General features: G+C 74.5%; 15 protein-coding genes and 1 riboswitch. Of the genes, 7 read left to right on the top strand and 8 right to left on the bottom strand.

Annotated features, from left to right (window positions below; genetic code table 11):
• Positions 1-12 precede the first annotated feature (12 nt).
• Complete coding sequence (locus GA0074704_RS05760; RefSeq protein WP_088969535.1) at positions 13-222, bottom strand: heavy-metal-associated domain-containing protein; 210 nt, start codon at positions 220-222, stop codon at positions 13-15.
• Between the two features lie 153 nt (positions 223-375).
• Between GA0074704_RS05760 and GA0074704_RS05755 the strand changes: the two genes are divergently transcribed.
• From GA0074704_RS05755 to GA0074704_RS05735, 5 genes are all read left to right on the top strand, one after another.
• Entirely contained in the window at positions 376-675 is a 300-nt protein-coding gene (locus tag GA0074704_RS05755; RefSeq protein WP_046568942.1) for a metal-sensitive transcriptional regulator, read from the top strand.
• Between the two features lie 144 nt (positions 676-819).
• The gene (locus GA0074704_RS05750) at positions 820-1,035 is read left to right on the top strand and encodes an SHOCT domain-containing protein (RefSeq protein WP_088969534.1); all 216 of its coding nucleotides are present in this window, start codon (positions 820-822) and stop codon (positions 1,033-1,035) included.
• The gene (locus GA0074704_RS05745) at positions 1,032-2,489 is read left to right on the top strand and encodes a multicopper oxidase family protein (protein ID WP_197697600.1); all 1,458 of its coding nucleotides are present in this window, start codon (positions 1,032-1,034) and stop codon (positions 2,487-2,489) included. Before GA0074704_RS05750 ends, GA0074704_RS05745 begins: the two co-directional genes overlap by 4 nt.
• Before the next feature lie 146 nt (positions 2,490-2,635).
• Entirely contained in the window at positions 2,636-3,982 is a 1,347-nt protein-coding gene (locus tag GA0074704_RS05740; protein ID WP_088969533.1) for a YibE/F family protein, read from the top strand.
• Between the two features lie 166 nt (positions 3,983-4,148).
• Positions 4,149-4,279, top strand: a riboswitch (cyclic di-AMP (ydaO/yuaA leader).
• A gap of 4 nt (positions 4,280-4,283) precedes the next feature.
• Positions 4,284-5,303, top strand: coding sequence for a coiled-coil domain-containing protein (locus GA0074704_RS05735; protein WP_088969532.1), 1,020 nt, complete (start codon positions 4,284-4,286; stop codon positions 5,301-5,303).
• A gap of 68 nt (positions 5,304-5,371) precedes the next feature.
• On the opposite strand, the gene GA0074704_RS05730 is transcribed toward GA0074704_RS05735, so the two are convergent.
• On the bottom strand, positions 5,372-6,034 hold the full coding sequence (locus tag GA0074704_RS05730) for a carbonic anhydrase (RefSeq protein ID WP_088969531.1): 663 nt from the start codon (positions 6,032-6,034) through the stop codon (positions 5,372-5,374).
• A gap of 182 nt (positions 6,035-6,216) precedes the next feature.
• Between GA0074704_RS05730 and GA0074704_RS05725 the strand changes: the two genes are divergently transcribed.
• A complete protein-coding gene (locus GA0074704_RS05725; protein WP_088969530.1) occupies positions 6,217-6,549 on the top strand; it encodes a helix-turn-helix transcriptional regulator in 333 nt (110 codons plus the stop codon).
• 76 nt (positions 6,550-6,625) lie between these two features.
• Positions 6,626-7,999 carry a type VII secretion-associated serine protease mycosin gene (gene mycP, locus GA0074704_RS05720; RefSeq protein ID WP_231926767.1) on the top strand — a complete coding sequence of 458 codons (1,374 nt, stop codon included), beginning with the start codon at positions 6,626-6,628 and terminating at the stop codon, positions 7,997-7,999.
• A 72-nt stretch (positions 8,000-8,071) separates the two neighbouring features.
• Here the strand turns inward: mycP and GA0074704_RS05715 are convergent, their stop codons facing one another.
• The 6 genes from GA0074704_RS05715 to eccCa form a co-directional block, all read right to left on the bottom strand.
• A complete protein-coding gene (locus GA0074704_RS05715) occupies positions 8,072-9,655 on the bottom strand; it encodes a WXG100 family type VII secretion target (protein WP_088969529.1) in 1,584 nt (527 codons plus the stop codon).
• Positions 9,652-10,188 carry a hypothetical protein gene (locus tag GA0074704_RS05710; RefSeq protein WP_088969528.1) on the bottom strand — a complete coding sequence of 179 codons (537 nt, stop codon included), beginning with the start codon at positions 10,186-10,188 and terminating at the stop codon, positions 9,652-9,654. The genes GA0074704_RS05715 and GA0074704_RS05710 overlap by 4 nt, the downstream gene beginning before the upstream one ends.
• Before the next feature lie 37 nt (positions 10,189-10,225).
• Entirely contained in the window at positions 10,226-11,653 is a 1,428-nt protein-coding gene (locus GA0074704_RS05705) for a S8 family serine peptidase (protein WP_088969527.1), read from the bottom strand.
• Between the two features lie 80 nt (positions 11,654-11,733).
• A complete protein-coding gene (locus GA0074704_RS05700; RefSeq protein ID WP_088969526.1) occupies positions 11,734-12,012 on the bottom strand; it encodes a WXG100 family type VII secretion target in 279 nt (92 codons plus the stop codon).
• Positions 12,013-12,043: 31 nt separating this feature from the next.
• Positions 12,044-12,352, bottom strand: a complete 309-nt coding sequence (locus tag GA0074704_RS05695; protein WP_088969525.1) for a WXG100 family type VII secretion target — start codon at positions 12,350-12,352, stop codon at positions 12,044-12,046.
• A 257-nt stretch (positions 12,353-12,609) separates the two neighbouring features.
• Positions 12,610-16,572: a type VII secretion protein EccCa gene (eccCa, locus tag GA0074704_RS05690; RefSeq protein WP_088969524.1), complete on the bottom strand. Its 3,963-nt coding sequence runs from the start codon at positions 16,570-16,572 to the stop codon at positions 12,610-12,612.
• Positions 16,573-16,734: the final 162 nt, after the last annotated feature.

Genomic DNA, 16,734 nt, shown 5'->3' with positions numbered 1-16,734 from the left:
TGGTGTCTCCCGTCACGCCCCGACCAGGTCGTACCCGGCCTCGTCGACGGCGGCGCGGACGGCCGCCGGGTCCAACGGCTGCTCGCTGGTTACGGTGACCTGGCCGGAGGCCAGGTCCACCTGGACGTCGTCGACGCCCGGAATCGCGCGGACCTCGGTGCTGACCGAGTTGACGCAGTGCCCGCAGGTCATGCCCTGCACCTGGTACGTGGTGGTGACCATCGTCGCTCCCCTTCCGTCGCTCCCACCCTATACCCCCCAGGGGTAGTAGGACGGGAGATCGCCGTCACGTGTTCCGTACCGTTACCCGGTGGGGGTATCGGCCGGCGAGAAGGACCGTAACATACCCCTCAGGGGTACGCTATCCTCGTCGTCATGACCGCACCGACCACCCCGACCCGGGGCTACACCGCCAGCAAGGACCAGCTGCTCGCGCGGCTCCGCCGCATCGAGGGCCAGGTCCGCGGCATCGAGAAGATGGTCGAGGACGACCGCTACTGCATCGACGTGCTCACCCAGATCTCCGCCATCCAGGCCGCCCTGGACAAGGTCGGCCTGGGCCTGCTCGACGGGCACGCCCGGCACTGCATGCACGAGGGCGCCGCCGAGGGGCGCGCCGACGAGATGGCCACCGAGATGATGGCCGCCGTCGGCCGGCTGATGAAGCGCGGCTGACCCGGGACCTCCGACCCCGTCGACCGGGTCGCCCGACCCGGCCCGGACGGGCCCGCTCCGCCGTACGGTCGAGGTGGCGACGGGGTCCCGCGCCACCCGGCGCCGGACCGACCGATCCCAGGGTACGGACGGGAGGGCGGCCAGATGATGTGGAACGGCCCGATGATGGGCTGGATGTGGATCTGGTCCCTGCTGGGGCTGGCGGTGCTGGTCGGGTTGATCTGGGCGATGTTCCGGCTCACCGAACGCGAGCGTGGTCCGGCCGGTTCCTCCTCTGCCCGGCGGATCCTCGACGAGCGGTACGCCCGGGGCGAGATCGACGAGGAGGAGTACCGCCGACGCCGGACCGCACTGTCGTGACCGCCCCGATCGGCAGGCGCCGGGCGCTCACCCTGCTCGGTCTGGGCGCGGCCGGCCTGACCGTCGGCGCGACCGGCTGGCTGCTCGCCGACGACGACTCCCGGCTCCGTCCCGCCTCCGGCGACCGCCCCCTGCCCGAGCCGACCGCGCTGCGCAGCCGGGACGGCCGCCTCGACGTACGCCTGGTGGCCGCCGCCGGGGTACGCCTGGCCGGGCGGGACACCCGGGCCTGGGGCTGGAACGGCCGGTCGCCCGGCCCGACGCTGCGGGTCCGCCCCGGCGACCTGCTCCGGGTACGCCTGGAGAACCGGCTGCCGATGGCGACCAGCCTGCACACCCACGGCCTGCACGTCTCCCCGCTCGGCGACGGCGACGACCCGTTCCGGTCGGTACCGCCCGGCGACACCGCCGACTACGCGTTCCGGATCCCGGCGGACCACCCGGCCGGCACGTTCTGGTACCACCCGCACCACCACGGCTCCGTGGCAGACCAGGTCTTCGCCGGCCTGGTCGGCGCGCTCGTCGTCGAGGACGAACCGGCCGCGGCGGTGGCCGAACGGCTGCTGGTGGTCACCGACACCAGCCTCGACGGGTCCGGCCGGGTCCGCGCCCCCGACCCGATGGCCGCGTCCACCGGGCGCCTGGGCGAACTGGTGCTGGTCAACGGCGAGCACCAGCCGGTGATCGACGTCCGGACCGGCGCGGTGGAACGCTGGCGGATCGTGAACGCCTGCGCGGGTCGGGTGCTCCGGCTGGACCTGGCCGGCCCGGCGGTCGACCGGCTGGCGTTCGACGGCTGGTACCTGCCCGCCACCGCCGCCGACCAGCCCCTGGTGCTGGCCCCGGGCAACCGCGCCGACCTGTGGCTACGCACCGGCACGGCCGGCCGGTACCCGCTGCTTTCGGCGGCCGGCCTCCGCGCGAACGGCGGCATGGGGATGGGCATGGGCATGGGCATGGGCGCGGCCGGCGACGGCCCGGTCACCCTGGCCACCGTGGCGGTGACCGGCCCGCCCACCGAGCCGCCGGCGGCGCCGGTCCGACCCGACCCGGCACCCCCGCTGCCCGGCCCGGTGACCCGACGACGGCGGCTCACCCTCGGCAGCGCGATGGGTCCGGGCGGGATGCGTTGGACCGTGGACGGCCGCGGGTTCGACCCGGACCGCGACGACCAGGTCGTGCCGCTGGGCAGCGTCGAGGAGTGGACGGTGCTGAACGGGACCGGCCAGGACCACCCGTTCCACCTGCACACCCGCCCGTTCCAGGTCATGGCCGACAGCACCGGCGCACCGCCGGTCGCGGTCCGGCAGGACGTGGTGACCGTGCCGGCGGGCGGCTGGGTACGGCTGCGGATCGCCTTCACCGACCTGCCCGGGCGCAGCGTCTACCACTGCCACACCCTCGACCACGAGGACGGCGGCATGATGGGCACCGTCCGGGTCGTCGAGAGCTGACCCGGACGGTGCCCGGCCGGCCTGGCTACCATTCCGGGCGATGCCGCGCCGTTGCGCGCCCGACTCCCCGCCGCTGCGCCGAGGCGCGGTGAACCGGCCGACGCGCTCAGCCGTATCCCGTTCGGAGAACGTCAGGAGAATCCGCCATGGGCGCCGACCACGGTCACCCCGCTCCGCCCGCGCCACCCCGGGTGCGGCGGATCCTCGTCGCGACCGTGGTGCCGCTCTTCGTCCTCACCGTGGTCGCCGCGGTGGCGCTCTGGCCCCGGAGCACCCCGGACCGCGACCCCGGCTCCGACGTGCCCCGCCACCACGGCACGGCGGTCCGGGTGGTCTCGCAGGAGTGCCCTCCGGCACCGGAGACCCCGGAGGGCGGCCCGACCGGGCGGGACGGACCGTGCGGCACGGTCACCGTACGCGTGGAGCAGGGCCCGGACGCCGGCCGTGAGGTCGAGACCCCGCTGCCGGCCGGGCCGGGCGCCCCGGAGGTGGCCGCGGGCGACGAGATCGTCCTGGTGAAGCTCGCCGATCCGGCGGACCCGTCGGAGAGCAGCTACCAGATCGCCGAGCACCAGCGCGGAGCGCCGCTGGTCTGGCTGGTGGTGGTCTTCGCCGCCGCCATCGTCGCGTTCGGCCGGTGGCGCGGGCTGGCCGCGCTCGGCGGCCTGGCCGCGAGCTTCGCCGTCCTGCTCGGCTTCGTGCTGCCCGGGATCAGCGCTGGCCGCTCGCCGCTGCTGGTCGCCGTCACCGGCTCCGCCCTGATCATGTTCGTGGTGCTGTACCTCACCCACGGGGTCACCGCGCAGACCTCGGTGGCGGTGCTGGGCACCCTGGGCAGCCTGGTGCTCACCGGCGTACTCGGGACGCTGGCCACCGCCGCCACCCACCTGACCGGGTACGGCAGCGAGGACGCCACCACGCTGTCGATGTTCCAGCAGGACGTCGACCTGCACGGCCTGCTGCTGGCCGGCATCGTGATCGGCTCGCTCGGCGTGCTCGACGACGTGACCGTCACCCAGGCGGCGACCGTCACCGAGCTGGCGCACGCCAACCCCGGGCTGTCCCGCCGCCAGCTCTACCGGGCGGCCACCCGGGTCGGCCGGGCGCACATCGCCTCCACCGTCAACACCATCGTGCTGGCGTACGCGGGCGCCTCGCTGCCGTTGCTGCTCCTGCTGGTCGCCGACTCCCGCCCGGTCGGCCAGATCCTGACCAGCGAGTTCATGGCCCAGGAGATCGTCCGCAGCGCGGTGGCGACGCTGGGGCTGATCGCGGCGGTGCCGCTCACCACCGGCCTGGCCGCCCTGGTGACCACCGCCGGCCGGGACACCGACGACCCGGTGGACCCCGCACCGGCCGCCGCTGCCGGGTCCCGCCGGCCGGCCGCCGACCGGGCGGTCGCGCTGGAGGCGCTGAGCGCGCCGCGCACCCCCACCGCCCCGGCCCCCGCCCGGTGGCCCGATCCGGAGAGGAGTACGGACGACGCATGGTGACACTGCACAGCGTGACCGATCACGCCACCACCGTTGATAAACGTGTCACTGGTTACCGATGGCTACTGCGAAATAACGGTTTTGGTCGGGTTCCGGACGTAGCTCGCATGCCCGGCTCTCGGGTAACCTCGCTGCCGGTCACCGCCGAAGGCGCGCTGCGGCGCCTGCGGTGCCACCGCCCAATCGCCGTACGGCGAGCCGGGGAACCAGGTTTCTGGGGTGAAGCCGCGCGAGCGGCCGGGGCAACTTCCGTCCCGAATCCGTCAGCTAACCCGGTCGGCGGTCGAGGGAAGGGAACACTGTGACGGCACCCCTGCGCCGCTGGCTGACACCGGTGGTGGCCGTGCTCACCGCACTCAGCATCGTCACCGGTCCGCTGCCGGCGACGGCCGCACCGTCCAACCCGAAGCCCTCCGGGCACGAGGAGGACGACGACCCACCGCTGCTCAACGACGTGCTGGAGCAGACCAACCGGGGCTACTTCCAGGCCAAGGCCAAGCTGGCCAAGTCCAAGAAGCGGCAGCTCGCGCTCGCCCTCGAGGTCCGTCGGGCACAGAACGAGCTGGACCGGCTCACCCCGCAGGTCGGCCAGATCGCCGCGGCCTCCTACCGGACCGGCCGGATCGGCGCGGTCGCCGTCCTGCTGGAGAGCAACACCCCCGACTCGTTCGTCAAGCGGGCCGCCGTCCTCGACGAGATCAACATGGTCAACGAGCAGAAGCTCGCCGAGGTGACCGAGGCCAAGCGCAAGGCCGAGGAGGCCAAGCTCAGCCTCGACGCCGAGGTCCGCGAGCAGCAACGGCAGACGAACATCATCGCCAAGCGCCGCAGCGAGGCGGAGAAGTCGCTGGAGCTGGTCGGCGGCGAGGGCTTCACCGGTGGCCTGGTCTCCGAGACCTCACCGGTCGCCCGGATCGCCCCCGGCCGCAGCTCCGACGGGGAGTGGCGCCGCGAGTCGTGCAGCGAGAACGACCCGACCACCTCGGGCTGCATCACGCCGCGGACGCTGCACATGTACAAGGAGGTCAAGCGGGCCGGCTTCGACCGCTTCGTCGGCTGCTACCGCCCCGGTGGGCCGTGGGAGCATCCGAAGGGCCGGGCCTGCGACTGGTCGTTGCAGAACAGCGGGTTCAGTCCGTGGCACAACGACGACACCCGCACGTACGGCAACAACCTCGCCGCGTTCCTGCTGCGCAACGCGGACCGGCTCGGCATCTACTACGTGATCTGGAACCGGCAGATCTGGTTCCCGGCCACCGGCTGGAAGTCGTACAGCGGCCCGTCCAACCACACCGACCACGTGCACGTCTCGCTGTTGTAGCGCGCGTGCCGCGTACCACCGGGCCGTCCCGCCTTCGCGGGGCGGCCCGCGTCGTTCCCGGGCCGGTGTCAGCCCGTCGGCTGGCCGACCGGGCCGGCCTGGGCGGGCACCGCGGCCGTCCCGCCGGTCCCCACCTCGGCCACCGTGCGCGCCTCACCGGCGCTCAGCCGGTACGACATGCCGACCACCGCGCACCGGCCGGCTGCCACCGCCTCGGCCAGGGTGGCGGAGTTCGTCAGCAGGGCCTGCACGGTCTGCGCGATGTGGATGTCGACGATCTCGTCGATCTCCTCGACGCCCTCGGCCTCGGCCCGCCGCAGGCTGGGCAGCACGGCGTCCACCACCGCGCCCAGGTGCCCGGGCGGCGGGGTGCCGGTGGCGACGGCCTGCCGGGCGGCCTGCACGGCCCCGCAGGAGTCGTGGCCGAGGACCACGACCAGCGGCGTGTGGAGGACCGATACCGCGTACTCGACGCTGCCCAGCACCTCGGGCCCGGCGGTGTGCCCGGCGGTACGGACCACGAAGAGGTCGCCGAGGCCGCGGTCGAAGATGATCTCGGCGGCCAGCCGGGAGTCGGAGCAGCCGAGGATCACCGCGAACGGGTCCTGCCCCTCCGCCACGGCGGCCCGCCGGTCGGCGTCCTGGTTCGGGTGGTACGGCGCACCGGCGACGAACCGGCGGTTACCGGCCCGCAGTTCGTCGAGCGCTCGCTCCGGGCTGCTCCACGGCATTCGCCTCACCTCGTCCCTCACGTACGCGGGTAGCTCGGCCGGCGACGGAGGCGGCCAGCATCCACCGTCACACGCAGCGCAAAGCCCGTCAAGATTTCGTGATACGGATTTCAGGTGTCGCCCTCGCCCGGCCCACCGGCAGCGACCCACCCCCGTCCGCCGGGAGGCCCTACCATGGCGGGATGGCGACGACAGCTGGCGAGAACGGAAACGCCCGGAACTGGACGTTCCTCACCAACCACGGGCACGTGCTGCTGGCCATCGCCCGCAACCCCACCGCCCGGCTGCGCGACGTGGCCGACGAGGTCGGGGTCACCGAGCGGGCCGCCCAGGCGATCGTCGCCGACCTGGAGGCCGAGGGCTACCTCCAGCGCACCCGGGTGGGCCGGCGCAACGAGTACACCGTCAACCCGAGCGGCCACTTCCGCCACCCCGCCGAGGCCGACCGCCAGGTGGGCGACCTGCTCGCCCTCTTCACCCCGGTGCCGGCCGTCGAGCGGCCCGAGGCCGGCTGACCGGCCCACCCTCCACGGTGGCCGGCGCCGCCCGCCCGTGACCCCGGCGCCCGCCCGCCGGCGGTAACCTCACCTCGTGCGCGAGAGCTTCCCACCGGCCCGGCTTCCGTCGAACCGGGACGCCCGAACCCGGGCCGTCCTCTGTGGAGCCACGGCGGTCCTGCTCGGCCCGCTCTGGGCCGCCCCGACGCCGGCCGGCGCCGCACCCGCCCTCACCCCGCAGGCCCGCGCCGCGCCGGCCCTCGCCGCACCCGCCCTCACCCCGCAGGCTCTCGCCGGGCCGGCCCCAGCCCCGCAGGCTCTCGCCCCGCGGGCCCTCGCCGCACCGGCGTCGGCGGCCTGTGGGCCGGCCGGTGGTCCCGCCCCCACCGAACGGCCGTGGGCGTTGGACCGGCTGAAGCCGGAGTCCGTCTGGCCGATCAGCCGCGGCGCCGGGGTCACCGTGGCGGTGATCGACTCCGGGGTGTCGGCGGGCCACCCGGCGTTGCGGGGCCGGGTCCGCGAGGGACGCGACTTCAGCGGCCTCCCGCAACGGCAGGGCCGCTGCGACCAGGCCGGCCACGGTACCGTCGTGGCCGGGATCATCGCCGGTCGGGACGACACCGACGCACCGTTCAGCGGCATCGCGCCGGAGGCGGCGATCCTGCCGCTGCGGGTGCTCCCCGACACCGGGGAGACCCGTGACCCCGCGCTGCCCGGCCAGATCGCCCAGGCGGTCCGCTGGGCCGCCGACCACGACGCCGACGTGATCAACCTGTCCCTGGTGACCGAGCCCGCGCCCGAACTGGAGCAGGCGATCGGCTACGCGCTGAGCCGGAAGATCGTCGTGGTGGCGGCCGCCGGCAACAGCAAGGAGCAGCAGCGGCAGGACCTGCCGGCGTACCCGGCGAGCTATCCCGGGGTGATCGCCGTCGCCGGGGTCGACGAGCAGGGCGCGCACGTCGGGACCTCGATCAGCGGCGAGTACGTCGACGTCGCCGCGCCCGGGCTGAACCTGATCGGCCCCGCCCCCCGGGGCGACGGCTACCTCCCCGAGCCGGACGGCGGCACCAGCTTTGCCGCCGCGTACGTCTCGGGTGTCGTCGCGCTGCTCCGCGCCGCTCAACCCGACCTCACCCCCGACCAGGTCACCGCCCGGCTGACCGGCACCGCCGACAGCCCGCCCGAGGGGAAGAACACCGAGATCGGGTACGGCGTGGTCGACCCGTACCGGGCGGTCACCACCCTGCTCGGCGTACGCGCCGACCCGCCGCCCGGGGCCATGCCGGCGCTGCCCGCCCGGGAGGACCCGTCGGCCTGGCAACGCACGGTCGCCCTCTGGGTGGCACTGGCCGGCCTGCTCCTCGCGGCGCTCCTGCTCGTCTCCCGCCCGATCCTGGCGCACGGCCGGCGGCGCGGCTGGCGGCCCGGACGCCGGCCCGCCGCCCCGGTGACCGACCCGACCGGCTGACCCCGCCGGCCGCGACGAGTCCGGGCCACCGGTCGGCGTGACCGGTGGCCCGAAGCGGGCATCAGGCGGGGCTCAGCGCAGCACCCCGGGCGCGCCGCCGCCGTCCGCGCCCCACACGTCCTCGTCCTCCTCCAGCCAGGAGTTGCGCGGCAGCTCCTCCTCGCCGTAGCCGGCGCCACCACCGGCACCCAGGCCGGCCATGCCGCCCCGGCCGCCGGCACCACGGGCACCCGCGCCGGCCGCGCCCCGCCCGGTGGCACCGGTGCCACGCCCGGAGCCAGCGCCGGCCGCGCCCGACCCGACACCGGCCGCGCCGGTGGCACCGCGGCCGGTACCCGCACCAGCGCCGCCGATCACACCCCGCCCGGCACCGGCGCCACGCCCCGCGCCCCGGCCACCGGCGGCGGCCGTGCCACCCATGCCCGGCGCCATCCCGCCGCCCATGCCACCCGCGCCGACCCGACCGGCGCCCAGCCGTCCGCCCGCACCGCGGCCACCGCCGCCACGGCCGGCGCCCGCCGCGCCGCCGCCCATCATCGGCGGCAGGCCCGGATTGACCGGCCTGCCGATTCCTCCGGCGAGCAGACCCGCGCCGGCACCGGCGCCACCGCCCAGCCCGGCCCCGCCGCCCATGCCGGCGGAACCGAGGCCACCGCCGCCGAGGCCACCGCCGCCGAGGCCACCGCCCAGCCCACCGGCCGAGCCGGTGGGCAGCGGACCGGCGCCGGCCAGCCCGGTGCTGTAGCCGCCGCCCGAACCGACACCGCCCCCCGGGACGTGGCCGCCGACCGTGCCCGGGTCGTACCCGCCGAGGTCACCCGACGGGTACCCGCCACCGCCGACGCCGAGGTCGGGGTGCGTACCCGCGCCGACGCCGGCCGGCCCGGACCCGCCGCCGTAGCCGTCGACCGACCCGAGGCCCGGTACCGAGCCCACGCCGCCCGGCACGCCGCCGCCGGAGATCCCGCCGGTGCCCGGCGTGCCGAGCCCGCCCGACGGCATCCTGCCCATCCCGGAGCCGCCGCCACCGGGCCGGATCGGCGGTGCCGGCGGGGGCGGGGGCGGGGGTTCGGTGAGGCCGGAGAAGCCACCCCGAGGGCCACTCGCCGCGGTCTCCCGGACCCCACCGTCCAACGTCTCGTAGACCCGGCGGGCGTCCGCCTCCTGATCCGAGAACCAGCCGGTCACCCAGTCACCCAGCTGGCCCAGCATCTCCACCGGCGCGCTGCCCAGCACGTCGGCCCGGACCTTGGTCTCGAAGAATCCCACCCCGAGGGTGAGCTCGCCGTTGCGGGCGGCCAGCACGTCACCCACGCAGGCCGCCGGGATCGGCATGTCGGCCTGTGCCTTCTCGATCTGCGCGGCGGCCGTCTCCAGCGTGGGCACGATCCCGACCCGGCCCGCGCCCGGGTCACTCACCGCCTCGACGATGCCGTCGATCCGCTTGGCCAGGCCGTCGATGTGCCCCTTGAAGGCGTCGTACGCGGGGCCCTTCCACGTCCGGCCCAGGTCGCCCACGTTCTGCTGGAGGCTCTCCCGCACCTGCCCGACGTTGCGCAGGACCTCTTCCCAGTCCAGTGCGGCCCCACGGACCTCGGCCGGGTTGCCCTCGACGAGGACCTCCCGGGCCATCTCCTCCCAGCTCTTCCCGCTCATCGGTCGGCTCCCCCGCCCTGGCCCCCCGCGCCGCGCAGGAGCTCGTTCATCCGCTGGGCCGACATGGCGTTGGCCTCTTCAGCGGTCTCGTAGTTGCGCTTGACCGCACGCAGCGCCTCGGCGGCCGCGTACAGGTCGTCGGCGAGCTTGGCCAGGCCCTGTCTGGTGCTCTCGTGGACCATCCGGTGCTGACCGAGGAGCTCGGTCGCCGCCGGATAGCCGCCGAGCGGCCCCTGGCCCTTCCCGTCGCCGCCGAGCCGCTCGGCGATCACGTGCATCTTGGTGGAGAGGCCCCGCACGTACTCGCCGTGCGACTGCAACCAGGTGGCCGCCGAGTCGAAGCTGGCCGCGTCCCACTCCGTCCGGACGCCCGGACCACCGGACAGCTCGCCCGAGACCTGCGCCTGGTCGGCGGTGATCCGGTCGAAGCTGATGCCGCGGATCTCCGCCCCCGGCAGCACCGGGTTGACCGGCAGCGGGACGGGCAGCTCCACGTCCACCCGATCCGGACCGCCGCTGTTCTGATCGCTCATCCGATTCCTCCCCCGAACCTGGTGCTCGACGTGCCTGTCAACGCTGCTGGTCCGCCGGTGGCGCGGGCGGCACCGGACCACCCGGCGGGTACGGCTGCGGTGGCGCCGGCTGGCCGACCGGCCGGTGCTGGTACGGATGCCAGCCACCCGGCGGCCCGGCGGGCCGGTCCTGGCCCGGTGCCGCGCCGACGCCCGGCAGCGTCCCGGTCGGCGGGTACGGACCGGGCGGATACGGGCCCGGCGGCGCGCCGGCCGCCTTCCGGCGCCGCGCGCGACGGTTCACCACCACCAGGGCCACCACCACGGCGACCGCCACCAGCACGCCGAGCAGGCAGAGCCCCACCTGCACGGCGGCACCCCAGCCGTCGGCCACCCCGAACGACAGGGCCGGCCCGTCGTCCCGCGCCTGGGCGCCGCGGCTCGGTGACCCGGCGGACGACTGCCCGTCCCCGGGCGCGCCGAGCAGCGGGTTGGCCTCGACGGTGGGCACCGACGCGGTCAACGCGCGCATCAGGTCGAGGGAGCCGAAGCCGTACTCCGGGTCGCGGCCCGGGGCGCCCTGGTCCCGGGCGGTGCTGATCAGCCGGTTGACCACGTTGGCCGCGTCCAGCTTCGGATAGCGGGCCCGCACCAGGGCGGCGGCACCGGAGACGATCGCCGCGGCGTCACTGGTGCCCTGGCCCATGCCGTAGGCGCTGCCGTTCACGCCCGGCGGGGCGGGGGCGATGATCCCCACGGCGGGGGCCGCCAGGGCGGTCTCCGGACCGGTCGCCGACCCGGGCCAGAACCCGCCGGAGCGGTCGGTGCCGCTCACCGAGAGCACCCCCGGCACGTTCGCCGGGGTCGCCACCTCGTCGAAACCCTGGCTCCGGTTGCCGGTCGCGGCCACCACGACGACGTTCCTGCTCAGCGCGTACTCCACGGCCCGGGTGGCGTCGATGTTGGCGCCGTATCCGCCGAGCGACAGGTTGACCACCTCGGCCCCCTGGTCCACCGCCCAGCGGACGCCCGCCAGCACGTCCCACTGGGCACTGTTCGGGCCGAGCGCCACCGGCAGGATCCGCGCGTCCGGTGCGATGCCCAGCTCCCGGGTCCCGCCACCACCACCCCGACCGGCGATGATGCCGGCCATGGCGGTGCCGTGGCCCTTCTCCCGGTCCGGGTCGGACCAGCCGTTCGCCGGGCCACCGGGATAGAAGCTGCGCCCTGGCAGCAGTTGGCCCTTCAGGTCGGGGTGGGCGGCGTGGACGCCGCTGTCCACCACGGCCACGGTGACCCCCTTGCCGCGGGTCAGCTCGTGGGCGGCGGGGACCCGCAGTGCGTCCAGATACCACTGTTGGTCGCGGACCGGATAGGCCTGCGCGGGGGCGGGCGCCACCAGCAGCGCGGACCCACCGGCCAGCACCGCCGTGACCAGGGCCGCGACCGACCGCAGCACCCCTCGTGGACGCTTCCCCGTGACCATGGCTCTCCCACCTGGCTGGCTGACAACGCAGCGCGGCTCCGGCCCGGTCAGACCGGACCGGAGCCGCGCGGGCGATTATCTCAGTTGCCCCAGACCCTGGCGTTGCTCATCTCGGTGCTGACGTAGTTCTCGCGCGCCACACCGACGGCGCCACCGATCTCGTTCAGGATCTTGTTGATGTCCCGGACGGCGGCGTCCCACTGCGCCTGGTGCTGCTCGTAGGCGGCCCGGTCCTGGCCGTCCCACTGCAGCTTGCTGAGCATCGACCGGAGCGTGTCCAGCTTCTCGTCGATGGTCCGCGAGATGGCCAGCATCTGCTGGTTGCTGCTCTCGAGGACCGCGTAGTCAACCTTGATCATGGCTTTACCTCCCTCTGCTCCTGGCTGCGGATCACGGGTTGAGAGCAGAGTGGAACTTGTCCAGCATCTGCTGCTGCTCTTCGTCGTTGACCTGGTGCGTCGTACCCGACTTGTCGAGCAGGTCCGCGATGCTGTCCATCGCCGTCAGCAGCTTGGTCGTGTCCTCGCTCCAGCGCGTCATCAGCGACTGGAAGCCAGTGGACGCCTGGCCCTTCCAGGCGATGGCCAGGTCGTCGACCACGTTCCACAGCTTCTTCAGCTCGCCGTCGACCTCGCTGCGCGTGGACCGCACGTCACTCGCGGCTTGATGCAGAGTCGATGCTTCGACCTCGAACGCCATGCTTCACACCCTTCCGTCATCGTTGTGGCGGCGGAAAACTGCCGCGCCCCTCCCCCGCGGCAAGGCAAGCCACCCCACCGACGGACATTTCTCAGGCAGACGGTAGCCCACCGTGTCCACGCCGCGCAGCCCTGTCCGGTCCGCTCCGGACAGCCGGTCGTCCACCCGCGAAGAGCACAGTGGACCTGCCGCAAGCCGTTGCCGAACAAGGCGTACGCCGGCCGCCGCCGTCACCCGGTGCGGCCGGCGCGGACGCCTCAGCCCGGGTCCACCCAGGCGGTCTGGATCAGCTGCTGGCCGTCCCGGCGACGGACCAGCACGCCTCGACCCGGCGGCTGCGGGGTCGGCCGCAGGGTGCCGAACACGGCGCCCTCCTCCCGGTTGCCGGACATCAGCAACCCCGGCGAGTCCAGCTCGCGCAGCCGTTGCAGCACCGGCTCGTAGAGCGCCCGGGCCACCCCGCCCACCCGGCGGGTGACGATCAGGTGCAGGCCGATGTCCCGGGCCTGCGGCAGCAGCTCGTGCAGGGCGCTGAGCGGATTGTTGCCGCCCGAGGCCACCAGGTCGTAGTCGTCCACCAGGATGTACAGCTCCGGCCCCTTCCACCAGCTGCGGTCACGCAACTGCGCGGCGGTCACCTCCGGGCCCGGCAACCGGTTCTGCAGTGCGCTGCGGATCGACGCCAGCCCCTTCGCGAACACCTGGTTCGACGGCGCGTAGTCGAGCAGGTGGTCGCCCTCCACCGCACCGAGCAGGCCGCGCCGGTAGTCGGCGATGACCAGCCTGGCCTGTGCCGGGGTGTACCGGTCCACGATCTGCCGGGCGATCAGCCGCAGCAGGTTCGTCTTGCCGCACTCGGCGTCGCCGAAGACGGTCAGGTGCGGCTCGCCGGCCAGGTCCAGGTACACCGGCGCCAGGGCCGACTCGTTCACCCCGATGGGCAGCCCCGGCACGGACCGGTCGACCACCCGGGCCAGCTCCGCCAGGGAGAGCCGGCGCGGCAGCAGGCGCACCTTCGGCGCCGGCCGGCCCGGCCAGTTCTCCGCCACGTGCCGCGCCAGCGCCGCCGACGCCTCGGTCAGGTCCTCGATGTCGCGCCGTCCGTCGATCCGCGAGACCGCGGTGAGGAAGTGCAGCTTGTCGCGGGTCAGGCCCCGGCCCGGGGACTTCTCCGGAACGTTCGCCGCGGCCCGCCGGTCGAGCTCCGACTCGGCCGGGTCACCGAGGCGCAGCTCCAGCTTGGTGCCGAGCAGATCCCGCATGTTGATCCGGATCTCCGCCCAGCGGGTCGCCGTGATCACCACGTGCACGCCGAACCCCAGGCCCCGGTTGGCCAGCGTGGTGATGGTCTGCTCCAGCTCCTCGTACTCCTGGCGCAGCGTGCCCCAGCCGTCCACCACCAGGAAGACGTCCCCGAACGGGTCGTCGGCGAACTCCCCGGCGGCCCGGCGGCGACGGTAGCCGGCCATCGAGTCGATCCCGTGCTGGGCGAAGCGGGCCTCTCGGTCGTCCAGGAGCGCCACCACCTCGGCCACGGTCCGGCGGACCGCCTCGGTGTCCCGCCGGCCGGCCACCCCGGACACGTGCGGCAGCCCGTCCAGGCTGCGCAACGCCCCGCCGCCGAAGTCCAGGCAGAAGAACTGCACCTCGCGCGGGGTGTGGGTGAGCGACAGCGAGGCGATCAGCGACCGCAGCATGGTGCTCTTGCCGCTGAGCGCGGCGCCGACCACCACCACGTTGCCGCCCGCGCCGGCCAGCTCCACCAGCATCGGGTCGCGGCGCTGCTCGTACGGGCGGTCCACCACCCCGACCGGCACGGTGAGCCGGCCCCGACCCGGCCAGTTGGCGGTGCACAGCCCGAAGCTCGGGTGCACGGCCAGCGGGCCCAGCAGCTCGGCCAGGCCGGGCGGCTCGGCCAGCGGCGGCAGCCAGACCTGGTGCGCCGGGCGGCCCTGCCCGGTGAGCCGCTCGATCAGCACGTCGAGCATGGCGACCGCCTTGCCGTCGGTCGGCTGCTCCGGCTCCGGCGCGGTCTCCACCGGCAGCTCGGCCGAGCGCACCGGGACGAAGTCCACCCCGTACGGCACGATCCGGCGCTGCACGGCGGCCCGGGTCACCGCGGCGGTCTGCCCCGGCGCCCGGTACGGCCCGGAGACGTACGCCGCCCGGAACCGCAGCATGGTGCTGGTGTCCGTCTTCAGGTAGCCGTGGCCCGGCGCGCTGGGCAGCTCGTACGCGTCGGGCACCCCGAGCACGATCCGGCTCTCCACCGCCGAGAACGTCCGCAGGCCGATCCGGTACGACAGGTGGGTGTCCAGGCCGCGCAGCTTGCCCTCCTCCAGCCGCTGCGAGGCGAGCAGCAGGTGCACGCCGAGCGACCGGCCCAGCCGGCCGATCATCACGAACAGGTCGATGAAGTCCGGCTTCGCGGCGAGCAGCTCGCTGAACTCGTCACAGATGATCAGCAGGCTGGGCATCGGGTCCAGCGGCTCACCAGCGGCCCTGGCCTTCTCGTACTCGTAGCGGGAGACGTAGTTGCCGGCGGCCCGCAGCACCTCCTGCCGGCGGTTCATCTCGCCGGCCAGGGCATCCCGCATCCGGTCCACCAGCGGCAGCTCGTCCGACAGGTTGGTGATCACCGCGCTGGTGTGCGGCAGGGCGTCCAGCGACGCGAACGTCGCGCCACCCTTGAAGTCGACCAGGACGAAGTTCAGTTCCTCCGAGGAGTGGGTGACCGCCAGCGCGGCCACCACCGTACGCAGCAGCTCGCTCTTGCCGGAGCCGGTCGCGCCGATCACCAGGCCGTGCGGTCCCATGCCCTCGTGCGCGGACTCCTTGAAGTCCAGCTCCACGACGTTGCCGTCCGGGCCGACGCCGAGCGGGATGCGCAGCCGGTCCCGGTGCCCGCGCGGCTGCCAGGTCTGCCGGACGTCGACCGCGGCGGCGTCGGAGACGCCGAGCAGGTCGGGCAGCTCCATGCTGCGCGCCAGCGGCTCCTCGCTGGTGGTCTGCTGCTGGGAGAGCCGGTACGGGGCGATCTGCCGGGCCAGCCCCTCGGCGGCGGACGCGTCGAGCCGGTCCGGCCGGCCCAGCCGGCTGGAGCTGGTGCCCCGGACCAGCTCCAGCGAGCTGCCGTCGCCGACGTCGAGGCAGAGCAGCCAGCGGCCGGCGTCGCGGGGCACGGTGCCGGAGAGGTCCACCACCGTGGCGCCGAGCAGCCCCGGCCCCATCAGCTGGCAGGTCGGCGAGAGCTCCCCGCCGTCGACCACCACGACCAGGTGCGCGGCGGTGGTCAGCGGCTTCGCCTCCGGGGCGAACCGGGGCCGGCCGGAGAGCTCACCGGCGAGGGACTCCTCGGCCTCGGCGAGGCTCGCGAAGACCAGCCGGCGCGCTCCCGCCGCGTCGGTACGACCACTGTGGTGCGCGTGCGGCAGCCACTTCACCCAGTCCCAGGCGGCCTGCCGGTCCGGTGCCGCGACCACCACCACGACCAGGTCGTCGGGGGCGTGGAAGGTGACCAGCTGGCCGAGGGCGGCGCGGGTCAGGTCCAGCACCGGCTCCCGGTCACCACGCAGCACGATCCGGCTGAACGCCCGCAGCGACAACGCGGTGGGCAGGTCGGGCACGGTCGAGTGGGCCCGGACGAAGCGCCGCAGCGCGATCGCGCTCATCGGCTCCAGGTCCTCCACCGGCTTGGTCTCCGGTGGCACGATCTCCACGGCCAGCCGCTGCGGGCCGAGCGCGATCCGCGCCTCGCCGAAGTCGTCCTCGGTGATCCGCCGCTCCCACAGCCGGCGGGACGCCGCGATCGACCAGAGCGCGTCCGGCTCCGGATGCCGCCAGGCCATCGCGGCCCGCTGCTGCTCGGCCGCGCGCCGGGTGCGCTTGCGCATCTGCGCCAGGTAGCGCATGTAGTCGCGCCGCTCGGCGTTCAGCTCGGCCTTGTCGTTGTTGCCACCGGCGAGGGTGCCCAGCGCCATGCCGAGCATGGAGACCCCGAACAGGCCGCCGGCGACGTACGTGATCATCCCGCCGCCCCTGCCGGCGTAGAGGAACGCCATCGCGCCGACCCCGCACATCATCGGCAGGATCATCAGGATCTGCCCCATGCTGCGCGGCGTCTGCTCGGGCAACTCCGGTGGGGACTCCAGCAGCACCTCGCCGCGCGGCAGCGCGGGCCCCGGTTGACGTGGAAGCCGACGGAACACCACCGTGCTCACGGCTGTCTCCTCCCCAGAAGCGGCCCTGATCGTGGTCTGCCAACGACCCCGAGTCGTCGGGTGGGCAACCTGTGCGCCCGCCATCGTAGGTAATCTCCCGGGGGCGTCGTGGACCCGTGGGGTCGGACGCCGCCGGTCGGGTGGATCGTAGGCGAGCACGAG

This window comes from Micromonospora siamensis (genome assembly GCF_900090305.1).
Lineage (GTDB): Bacteria > Actinomycetota > Actinomycetes > Mycobacteriales > Micromonosporaceae > Micromonospora > Micromonospora siamensis.
The sequence above is the reverse complement of the archived record's forward strand: the minus strand, read 5'-3'. Positions and strand labels throughout refer to the sequence as shown.